We start from the raw sequence: 10,799 nt of genomic DNA on the forward strand, positions 1-10,799 counted from the left end.
CCGCCCTCCTACGGGTGGTGACGATCCGAACAAGATCGCCATGCTCGGCCTCACCTTCGACGACGTGCTGCTGCTGCCCGCCGCGTCGGATCTCATCCCCAGCTCGGTCGAGACATCCAGCCGGCTGACCAGAGAGGTCCGGTTGCGGACACCGCTGGTCAGTTCCGCGATGGATACCGTCACCGAAGCCCGGATGGCGATCGCCATGGCCCGCGCCGGCGGCATGGGTGTACTGCACCGCAATCTCTCGGTGGCCGATCAGGCCGGCCAGGTGGAGACCGTCAAACGATCCGAGGCCGGGATGGTCACCGATCCGGTGACCTGCCGCCCCACCGATACCCTGGCCGAGGTCGACGCCATGTGCGCCCGGTTCCGGATCTCCGGCCTGCCGGTGGTCGACGAAACGGGCGCGCTGGTCGGCATCATCACCAATCGCGATATGCGGTTCGAGGTGGATCAGAACCGCCGCGTGGCCGATGTGATGACCCCGGCGCCGCTGATCACCGCCCAGGAGGGCGTCACCGCGGAGGCCGCGCTCGGGCTGCTGCGCCGTCACAAGGTGGAAAAGCTCCCCATCGTCGACGGTGAGGGCCGGCTACGCGGTCTGATCACCGTCAAGGACTTCGTCAAAACCGATCAGTACCCCGACGCCACCAAGGACCGTGACGGCCGGCTGCTGGTCGGGGCCGCGGTGGGCGTCGGCGACGACGCCTGGTCGCGGGCCATGACCCTGGCCGACGCCGGCGCCGACATCCTCGTCGTCGATACCGCGCACGGGCATCAGCGGCAGGTCCTCAGCATGGTCAGCAAGGTCAAGGCCGAGGTCGGTGACCGTATCCAGGTCATCGGCGGCAATATCGCCACCCGGGCCGGAGCAAGGGCGCTGGTCGAAGCCGGTGCCGACGCGGTGAAGGTGGGTGTCGGACCCGGCTCCATCTGCACTACTCGCGTGGTGGCCGGTGTCGGCGCGCCGCAGATCACCGCGATCCTGGAAGCGGTCGCCGTCTGCGCGCCCGCGGGTGTGCCGGTGATTGCCGACGGCGGAATCCAGTTCTCCGGCGATATCGCCAAGGCCATCGCCGCCGGTGCCTCCACCGTCATGCTGGGCTCGGTACTGGCCGGCACCGCGGAATCGCCCGGTGAGCTGATCCTGGTGGGCGGTAAACAGTTCAAGAGCTACCGCGGTATGGGGTCGCTGGGCGCCATGCAGGGCCGTGGCCAGGCGAAATCCTTCTCCAAGGACCGTTACTTCCAGGACGATGTGCTGGCCGAGGACAAACTCGTCCCCGAAGGCATCGAGGGCCGGGTGCCGTTCCGGGGTCCGGTGAACCAGGTGATCCACCAGCTCGTCGGCGGCCTCCGTGCGGCCATGGGCTACACCGGTGCACAGGACATCACCGGTTTGCAGGAAGCCCAGTTCGTCCAGATCACCGCGGCGGGTCTCAAGGAGAGCCATCCCCACGACATCACGATGACCGTCGAGGCCCCGAACTACACCGGGCGGTGACTTCGGCGCGCCTCCGGCGCGCGGGTTTCAGGGCCTCGCTGAATTCGGCACCACGGCTGGGCTCGTTCAGCAGTGAACCCAGGTTTGGTGCGCAGACGACCAACCGACCGACTCGCGGCTGACCCGGGTGTGTAAGGTTTAGTCGCAATATGCGAGTTCACCAGGTGAAACGCAGAGACATCGGTGCCGAGTTCCACGAGGCCTGCAGAGGGTGACGATCATTTCCCTCTCCGTGGGTATGCGCCGGCGGAGGCCGGTCTCGAGGGCCGACAGGTGACGCGGAGGGTCGCGACCCCTGCGCCGTCGGAGGCGGCGCCTCAACACAGGAGCTATTTGTGCGCGATATGGTCGAGATCGGGATGGGTAGGACGGCTCGCCGGACCTACGAACTGGACGATGTCGATATCGTTCCCTCGCGCCGGACCCGTTCGGCGAGCCAGGTATCGCTGGCGTGGCAACTGGACGCCTACCGGTTCGATATCCCCTTCCTCACCCATCCGACCGATGCGCTGGCCTCCCCGGAATTCGCCATCGAGCTCGGGCGCCGCGGCGGGCTGGGCGTGATCAACGGTGAGGGGCTGTGGGCCCGGCACGCGGATGTCTCCGCCAAGATCGACCAGCTGCTCGAGCTCGCCGACAAGGGCAGCTATCAGCGGGCGATCGCCTTCCTGCAGGAACTACACGCCGCGCCCATGCAGCCCGATCTGCTGGCCGCGGCGGTCGGCCAGGTGCGGGCCGGTGGGGTCACCGTCGCGGTGCGGGTGAGCCCGCAGAACGCGCGGGCGCTCACCCCGGCCCTGGTACAGGCCGGGATCGATCTGCTGGTGGTGCAGGGCACCATTATTTCGGCCGAGCATGTGGGCGACGGCGAACCGTTGAACCTCAAAACGTTCATCGCGGAACTGGACGTGCCGGTCGTCGCCGGCGGTGTCAGTGATCACCGCACCGCACTGCACCTGATGCGGACCGGTGCCGCCGGGGTGATCGTGGGTTACGGTTCGCAGCCGGGCGCGACCACCACCGGCGAAGTTCTCGGTATCGGCGTACCGATGGCGACCGCGATCGCCGACGCCGCCGCGGCCCGCCGTGACTACCTCGACGAAACGGGCGGCCGGTACGTGCACGTGATCGCCGACGGCGATATCAACACCTCCGGTCAGCTCGCCAAGGCCATTGCCTGCGGCGCGGACGCGGCCATGCTGGGCGCGCCGCTCGCCATCGCCGCCGAAGCGCCCGGTCGCGGCTGGTACTGGCCCTCGGCCGCCGCGCACCCTTCGGTGCCGCGCGGTTCGCTGCTTTCGCTGGACGAGCCGTGGGATCTCGCCGAGGAACTGCTCGGACAGGCCCCGCCGGCTCCGGTGCGTCCCAGCCTGGAACAGCTGCTGACGGGCCCCTCCGACGATCCGTTCGGATCCTTGAACCTCGTCGGCGGTCTGCGCCGCTCGATGGCCAAGGCCGGATACTCCGACCTCAAGGAATTCCAGAAAGTCGGCCTCAGCGTCCGTGCCTGAGCGCAAGGGTATGGGCGTGCGAGTGGCTGATCGGCGCTCATTAGACTCGTGCGGGTGACACATTCGCAGAGACCCGTTCTTGTTGTCGACTTCGGTGCGCAATACGCGCAGTTGATTGCCCGCCGGGTCCGGGAGGCGAGTGTCTACTCGGAGGTGGTCTCGCATACGGCCACCGTGGCGGAGATCGCCGAGAAACAACCACTGGCGGTGATTCTGTCCGGTGGCCCGGCCAGCGTGTACACCGAAGGTGCGCCGTCCCTCGACCCGCGGCTGTTCGACCTGGATATCCCCGTTTTCGGTATCTGCTACGGCTTCCAGGCGATGGCGCAGGCGCTGGGCGGCACCGTGACGAATACGGGTACCCGCGAATACGGCCGCACCGAACTCGATATCGACGGCGGGCTGCTGCACGAGGGGCTGCCGGAGTTGCAGCCGGTGTGGATGAGCCACGGGGACGCGGTCACCGACGCCCCGGAAGGTTTCGAGGTCACCGGGACGACGGTGGGTGCGCCGGTCGCGGCCTTCGAGAACCGGGCCCGCCGGCTGGCCGGTGTGCAGTACCACCCCGAGGTGCTGCACTCGCCGCACGGGCAGCAGGTGCTGAGCCGGTTCCTGCACGAAATGGCAGGGATCAAGCCGGACTGGACGCCGGCCAATATCGCCGATGCGATGATCGAGCGGGTGCGTGAGCAGATCGGCGACGCGCATGCGATCTGCGCGCTGTCCGGCGGCGTCGACAGCGCGGTGGCAGGCGCACTGGTGCAGCGGGCCATCGGTGACAAGCTGACCTGTGTTTTCGTCGATCACGGACTGCTGCGGGCCGGTGAGCGCGAACAGGTGCAGCGGGATTTCGTGGCCGCTACCGGGGCCCGGCTGGTCACCGTCGACGCGGTCGAGAAGTTTCTGGGCGAACTGAAGGGTGTCACGGACCCCGAGGAGAAGCGCAAGATCATCGGTCGTGAGTTCATCCGCTCCTTCGAGGATGCAGTCGGCGAGGTCGTCGGCGAGCAGATCGCGGGCCAGGATGTACCGGCGGTCGAATACCTGGTGCAGGGCACGCTGTACCCGGATGTGGTGGAATCCGGCGGCGGCAGCGGCACCGCGAACATCAAATCGCATCACAATGTCGGCGGCCTGCCCGACGATCTGGAATTCGAACTGGTCGAACCGTTGCGGCTGCTGTTCAAGGACGAGGTCCGGGCGGTCGGCCGGGAGCTCGGATTGCCCGAGGAGATCGTGGCCCGGCAGCCCTTCCCGGGCCCCGGCCTGGCGATCCGGATCATCGGTGAGGTCACCGAGGACCGGTTGCGGACGCTGCGGCAAGCCGATGCCATCGCCCGCGAGGAACTCACCGCGGCCGGGCTCGACGGGCAGATCTGGCAGTGCCCGGTGGTCCTGCTCGCGGATGTGCGCAGTGTCGGCGTCCAGGGTGACGGGCGTACCTACGGGCATCCGATCGTGCTGCGCCCGGTGTCCAGTGAGGACGCGATGACCGCGGACTGGACTCGGCTGCCGTATGAGGTGCTGGAACGGATCTCGACCCGGATCACCAACGAGGTGAGTGAGGTCAACCGCGTGGTGCTGGATGTGACGAGTAAACCGCCGGGCACTATCGAGTGGGAGTGACCAACAGCAGAACGCCCGGGCCCTTCATGAGGGTCCGGGCGTTCTGCTCGGTACGGCGCCGTTCGACGAGAACCGGCGTCGGTGGCCGGGCTACCGGCGCTTTCTCGGCGAGACGACCAGTACCACGCCCATCACGATCGCGGCGGCGACGACGATCCAGCCGACCGGGATCATGGAGGTGATGTTCCACCGGTCCGGTCCGGCCAGGGCCCAGATACTCACCAGCAGCGCGAGCAGACCGGTGACGAACAAGCCGGCGGAGAAGCCTCCGCGGTGCGCACGCCCGGCGGTTCCGGCGTCGCTCGATGTTTCCACGTGCGGTTTCGTTTCCTGATCAGCCACGACGCACCTCCGCTTCACCCATCCGGACCTGCACGTTCAAATTCAGCACCGGTGCGTCCCCGCCGGGACCGGTGAGCCCGTCCGGGCAATTCGCCTCGCCCATCCGGACGGTGCATTCGGAGCGCACATTCATATTGTCGGGTACCAGGACCACCGCCTCACCCATCTGCACGGAAAGGTCGACGGTCCGATCCGCGGTCAGTTCGATGCCGCGCAGGTCCAGCGTGCCGGACCCCATGGTTACCGTGTACTCCGGCCGGATATCGGCGGCCGAAGCGGGAGCCCAGGTGCGCTCACCCATGGTGGTGCTCTGGAAATCGACCGGGCCCACGGCGCCGGCCAGGATGACGAACGCCGCCAGCGGGGCAGTGACCAGCAGTAGCCCGTGACCGCGTCGCCGGAAAGCACCGAGTATCAACCCGAGACCGATCACCGCGAGCGCGATCGCGGCGATCCGCCCGGGTGTCATCCATTCGGCTCCCGCCACCGCCACCGCGCCGGCACCCGCCGCGGCGAGGATGGCCAGGCCGAGCACGACCGCCGTGAAACGCGAACGGGGACGCTTCTCGGTGATCACCGCAACCGGCTGTGCCGGGCTGGGATCAGGTAGGTCCCAAGCGAGTGGCGCGACACCGAGTGGGTCCCAGGAGGGCGGGGTGCGGTCGGCGAGGCCGGTGGATTTGCTCATTTCGATGGTGGGGCGTGGAGGTACCGGTCCGTCCGAGCCTGCGCCCCGGGGCGAGTCCGATTCGGCAGGGGGAGCCGCGACCGGGTCTCCGGTAGCGGTGGAATCGGGCGCGCCCGGGGCCGGATCGCCTGGCGATACGACTGCCGGACCGGAGGCAGGTCCCGAGGCGGTGGCCTTGGTGAGACTCGGGCCAGTGGTATCTGCCGTTTCGGAGTCGGCCGTTCCGGAAGCTTCTTCGTCACTCTGCACGCGGTTCGCGGCCGCGTTGTCGGGGACATACTGATCCGGCAGCTTCGTGTAGGGGGTATATATTCCAGTGTACTGTGAGGTATACGGATCCGCGCCGCCCTGAGGGAACGTGGCACCGGGGTATCCGGTTGTCCCCGGGCCCGCAAGCGACTCCGGATCCGCCACCCCCGCGGGCAGCGGCGGCGGCTGCGGGGCCCGCAGATAAAGCATCCACCAACCGGCCAGCATGAGCGCCAGCGCGATCACCCCCGACCCACCGAGCCCGACACCCACCGGGCCCATCGTGCTCACCGCGATAGCCAGCGCCACGATCAGCACGATCGTCTTGGTCTGGCTCTGCGAATCCTGGCGTTTACGGGTCAGCGATTCCGCCATCGACGCGCCTTCGCCGGCTTCGGGGAACATCAGCCACCCGAACAGGTAGAGCACGATTCCCGCCCCGCCGAAGAGGGTGGAGACCACGAACGCCACCCGCACGAGCACCGGGTCGATGCCGTAGCGGTGCCCGACCCCGGCCGCGACCCCGGCGATCGGCCCGTGCCGGGGCAGGCGGGCCGGCCGGGTCTGCCACATCTGCTGAAGCTGATCACCGAAGCTGGTTCTCGTCATGAAACCCATGCTCCGCCTCCTGCGGGCTCTCTCACATCGGGGGGAACCCTGAAGTTGTTCCCGAAATACTCCTGATCACCACCTGACCCGCGCCGATGTTCGCCCGGCAGGTTGACCCGTTAATGCACCCCCACCGGGGTCCGCCATTCGAAAACGCCTGCCCCCATGGTTCGGGGCCCGTCTCGTTCTGGAGCGACAGAGCGGGGGAGCGAAGCGGAGGAGCGGCGGAGTGAAGAACGAGACCCATTGGGCCCCGAACCCCGCGACGCCGGAGGCGGCGCCATGACACAGCCGCCATAGATACAGATCAGGGTGTTTCCCCATGGCCGGGTGGGTTGCGGACGTGCCAGTATCGAAGGTATGTGCCCGTTCGGACCTGCCTTCTACGCCCCGGGTACCGACCGTCCCGTGGTCGAGCCGGATACCACGGGCGGGCGGTTGGTGCGCCGATCCGGCGGCCGGATCGTGGGCGGGGTCGCCGGTGGCGTCGCCGATCATCTCGGGGTCGACGTACTCAAGGTGCGGATGGCGTTCGTCCTGCTCTCGGCGCTGGCCGGAGCCGGGATAATCGCCTACGGCCTGTTGTGGATCTTCGCGCCCGGCGGTGGCGACGACACCCGGCCCTCCGGTACGGAACGCCGCCAGGCGATCGGGCTGGCGCTGCTCGGCCTCGGGCTGTCGGTGGTCGTGTCGTGGGCGTTCAGCGGAACAGTGGCCCGGGTGATCGCACCGCTGCTGGTGATCGCGGTGGGCGCGGCGCTGGTGTGGCGGGAATACGATGCCGACGGCCCGCGGTCGCTGGTCGGAATACCGGCGAAACCGTCGGTGGTCACCTGGTCGCGGATCATCGCCGGGGTCACCCTCGTTTTCGTAGGGCTGGGGGTGGTGGTGCTGTCGCAGGTCGACTGGGGTTCGCTCGGTTCGGCGCTGCTGGCGGTGGCGGCGACCCTGATCGGAGTCGGGCTGCTGACCGTCCCGCTCGGTCTGCGGATGATGCATTCGCTCAACGCCGAACGCGCGGCCCGGATCCGCAACGAGGAACGCGAGGAGATCGCCTCCCACCTCCACGATTCGGTGCTGCAGACGCTGGCCTTGATCCAGCGGCAGGCCGGCGATCAACAGGAGGTGCTGCGCCTGGCGCGCAGCCAGGAACGCGAGCTGCGGCGCTGGCTGTTCGCCGATACCGGCCCCGCCGAATCCAGTCTCGCCGTCGCCCTGCGCACCATCGCCGGTGAGGTGGAGGATCAGCACGGTGTGAAGGTCACCCCGGTGACCGTCGGAGATGTCGCAATGGACGGCGAGGAGAGCGGGTCCGGCCTGCCGAAGGAACATTTCACCGCCGTCCTGGGCGCCACCCGGGAAGCGCTGGTGAACGCCGCCAAACACGCCGGCGTCACCGATATCGACCTGTTCGCCGAGACCGAACCGCACCAGGTCAGCGTGTTCGTCCGTGACCGCGGTACCGGTTTCGACCCCGATTCGATCCCCGAGGACCGGCACGGGCTCGCGCGATCCATTCGCGCCCGCGTGGAGCGGCGCGGCGGGACGGTGGAGATCGTTTCGGCGCCGGGATGTGGCACCGAGGTGCGGATCTTCCTGCCCCGCACCGATTCCGGTACCGATGACGAAGACACAGGTCGCGACCGCCTCCGGACTCCGGAGACTGCTCCCACCGGCGGCGCGGCCGAACATCCGCAGACCGAACACCCCGAGGTAGTGCACACGTCCGGGCTCGTTCAGGTCACCCCTGAGCAGGCACGCGGCGCCGGTACACGCCGCGAGGAAGTGCGTTGACCGCCGGAATTGCCGCCCTGGTAGAGGTATACCGGAGTGGATGGGCACACCTCGATGTAGCCACGATCGCCTCGATCGTCGACGGCCGCAACACGCTGATCGCGCGGCGAACCGATGACGGTGGAAAGGGATCCGCTACCACGAATCGTTGCGGGGTCCGCTTGCCGAACAGTCGTGAGGTGGAACGGAATCGGGCGTGGTGTCGTACCGCTGGTTGCGGGCCGGCTGCAGCCCCGGCCCGCCGTACATGGGTAGTCTCCGAGGGAGGCCCGAGGCGGCGCCATGAATGAAGAGAGGCTGGTTGTGCGGGTTTTTCTCGTCGACGATCATGCGGTGTTCCGGTCCGGGGTGCGGGCCGAGTTGAGCCGGGAAACCGATATGGAGGTGGTCGGGGAGGCCGGGGGTGTGCCCGAGGCGGTGGCGGGTATCAATGCCGCCAAACCCGATGTGGTGCTGCTCGATGTGCATATGCCCGCCGGGGGCGGGGTGGCGGTGCTGAACGGGATCGACAGCGGGCCGGTATGTCTGGCGCTCAGTGTTTCCGACGCCGCCGAGGATGTGATCGCGGTGATCCGGGCCGGTGCTCGCGGTTATGTGACGAAGACGATTTCCGGGGCCGAATTGGCCGACGGAATCCGCCGGGTGGCCGGCGGGGATGCCGTATTCAGTCCGCGGCTGGCCGGTTTCGTCCTGGATTCGTTCACCGGGAAATCCCCGGTACCCGAGCCACCCCTGGACCCCGAACTCGATTCGCTGACACCCCGTGAGCTGGAGGTGCTGCGCCTGCTGGCCCGTGGTTACACCTACCGGGAGATCGCCGAAAAACTGTTCATCTCGGTGAAAACCGTGGAAACCCACGCCTCGAATGTCCTCCGAAAAACCCAGCAGTCCAACCGCAACGCCCTGACCCGCTGGGCCCACCGCCGCCGAATCGATTGAGCTGTAATTTTGGAAAGGGTGATCGTTCGGCGAAGGCGAGAAGTCCTGGCTTGGCACGCCGGGCAGCGCAATCAAACAGGGACAGCGCCGTCGAACCCGTGCAGCCCGCGCACCGAACGAGTGACCGTGAACTTCCGGTTCCGGCCCACTACTTCGGTGCGGCCCACCATGCGTTCGACGACTGTGCGGTGGTTGAGGTGATTGTTGTATACCGTCCACAGCTCGCCACCCGGCCGCAGCACCTTGCCGGTCCGGGCGAACATCTTGATCGCCGACCCGGTGTGCACGGCGGCACCCACATGGAACGGGGGATTGCACACCACGAGGTCGGCGCTGTTGTCGGCGGCGGCCGACATGGCGTCGTCCCGCACCACGGTGACCTGCCCGGCGACCGCGTTGGCCGCGGCGGTTGCGGTCGCGGAGGCCACGGCCGCGGCGGATTGGTCGGTGCCCACCACCGCGATTCCCGGGCGGGATCGGGCGAGTGCGACGGCCAGTATCCCGGTTCCGCAGCCGAGGTCGATGGCGTCGCGGGCATCGGGTTTCATGGCGCGCAGATGTTCCAGCAGGAATCGGGTGCCGATATCCAGGCGCGGCCCGGAGAACGCGGCCCCGTGCGCGACCACATCGATGCCGAATTCGCCGATGTGCTCGCGTAGCGGAAATCGTGGTTCGCCCACCGGTTTCGGTCCGCGCACCAGCAGGGTACGGGATTTCTGGCGGCCGCGGCTGGCCCGTACTTCGGTGAAGGATTCCGCCAGTACGTCGTTCATCGCCTTGGTGAGGTACTTGTCCCGGCCGCCGGCGAATACCTGCACCTGGGGATGGGCGTAACGGGCGATGGCGTCGGCGATCTCGGCGAGCCCGGCCAGTACCCGTGGTAGTCGTAGCAGGACCACGGTGGCGTCGCGCAGCAGGTTTTCGTCGAGGGAGTGCGCGGTGTAGCGGTCGCCGAGTCCGAGCGCGCGGGCATTGGTGGCGAGTGCGAGTTCACCGGTCAGCAGATCCTGGTGGACACGGATCCGGTGCAAGTCGTGGGTGGCGGCGGCGCCGAGGGTGAGGGCGCCGTAGTTGTCGCCGATCACCACCACTTTTCCGGGCTCGGTGGTGGTGAGCGTATCCGCGGCCACATCGAGGATGAGGCGGTCCGCGGCGTCGACGGCGTACAGGTTGGCGGCCTCCACATCCGGATAGCGGCGCAACCGTCCCAATAGGTCCTCCACGTCTCGCACGTGACAAGTGTGCTAGATCGTTGCCGTGCGCTGCCGCGCGCCCCGGTGGATACGCTTCGCAGGGCATGGTCGCGGGGGTCGTGCGGCGGCCGGCGGCCGGTACTCGGGCCACACCGTGAGAGCAGGCGTTACCGCAGGACAGTGACCGCTGCGGTTAGCATCGGCCATATGCGTACCGGGCGTTTACTGGTGGTGGCGGCGATGCTGGCGGCTCTCGCCGGGTGTGCCGATTCGGGGTCGACACCGCCGGTTAGCTCTTCGCCGATGAGCCCGGCGGTCCCCAGTTCGGAAGTGGGTGCCCC

Annotated in this window: 8 protein-coding genes; 5 read left to right on the forward strand and 3 right to left on the reverse strand. The window is 68.0% G+C overall.

The genetic code is table 11. From position 1 onward, the window contains the following. From guaB to guaA, 3 genes are all read left to right on the forward strand, one after another. Positions 1-1,507 (forward strand): IMP dehydrogenase (guaB, locus tag ON22_RS04025; protein ID WP_043739823.1); only part of this gene is annotated, 1,507 nt, incomplete at its 5' end. Positions 1,508-1,842: 335 nt separating this feature from the next. Next, entirely contained in the window at positions 1,843-3,018 is a 1,176-nt protein-coding gene (locus ON22_RS04030) for a GuaB3 family IMP dehydrogenase-related protein (protein WP_033243419.1), read from the forward strand. Positions 3,019-3,072: 54 nt separating this feature from the next. Beyond that, positions 3,073-4,644 (forward strand): glutamine-hydrolyzing GMP synthase, encoded by a 1,572-nt coding sequence (guaA, locus tag ON22_RS04035; protein WP_169332449.1) that lies wholly within the window; start codon positions 3,073-3,075, stop codon positions 4,642-4,644. A 90-nt stretch (positions 4,645-4,734) separates the two neighbouring features. Here guaA and ON22_RS04040 read toward each other — a convergent pair whose 3' ends face one another. Both ON22_RS04040 and ON22_RS04045 read right to left on the reverse strand, forming a co-directional pair. Further along, positions 4,735-4,986, reverse strand: coding sequence for a hypothetical protein (locus tag ON22_RS04040; protein ID WP_086007662.1), 252 nt, complete (start codon positions 4,984-4,986; stop codon positions 4,735-4,737). Beyond that, positions 4,979-6,532 carry a PspC domain-containing protein gene (locus ON22_RS04045; protein WP_033243697.1) on the reverse strand — a complete coding sequence of 518 codons (1,554 nt, stop codon included), beginning with the start codon at positions 6,530-6,532 and terminating at the stop codon, positions 4,979-4,981. The genes ON22_RS04040 and ON22_RS04045 overlap by 8 nt, the downstream gene beginning before the upstream one ends. A 360-nt stretch (positions 6,533-6,892) precedes the next feature. On the opposite strand from ON22_RS04045, the gene ON22_RS04050 reads away from it, so the two are divergent. Together ON22_RS04050 and ON22_RS04055 are read left to right on the forward strand one after the other, a co-directional pair. Next, the gene (locus tag ON22_RS04050) at positions 6,893-8,326 is read left to right on the forward strand and encodes an ATP-binding protein (protein WP_081595315.1); all 1,434 of its coding nucleotides are present in this window, start codon (positions 6,893-6,895) and stop codon (positions 8,324-8,326) included. Positions 8,327-8,608: 282 nt separating this feature from the next. Then, positions 8,609-9,265 carry a response regulator gene (locus ON22_RS04055; protein ID WP_033243417.1) on the forward strand — a complete coding sequence of 219 codons (657 nt, stop codon included), beginning with the start codon at positions 8,609-8,611 and terminating at the stop codon, positions 9,263-9,265. A gap of 71 nt (positions 9,266-9,336) precedes the next feature. Here ON22_RS04055 and ON22_RS04060 read toward each other — a convergent pair whose 3' ends face one another. Then, on the reverse strand, positions 9,337-10,497 hold the full coding sequence (locus ON22_RS04060) for a class I SAM-dependent methyltransferase (protein WP_033243416.1): 1,161 nt from the start codon (positions 10,495-10,497) through the stop codon (positions 9,337-9,339). Positions 10,498-10,799 lie beyond the last annotated feature (302 nt).

The organism is Nocardia carnea NBRC 14403, assembly GCF_000308515.1.
GTDB classification, from domain to species: Bacteria; Actinomycetota; Actinomycetes; order Mycobacteriales; family Mycobacteriaceae; genus Nocardia; species Nocardia carnea.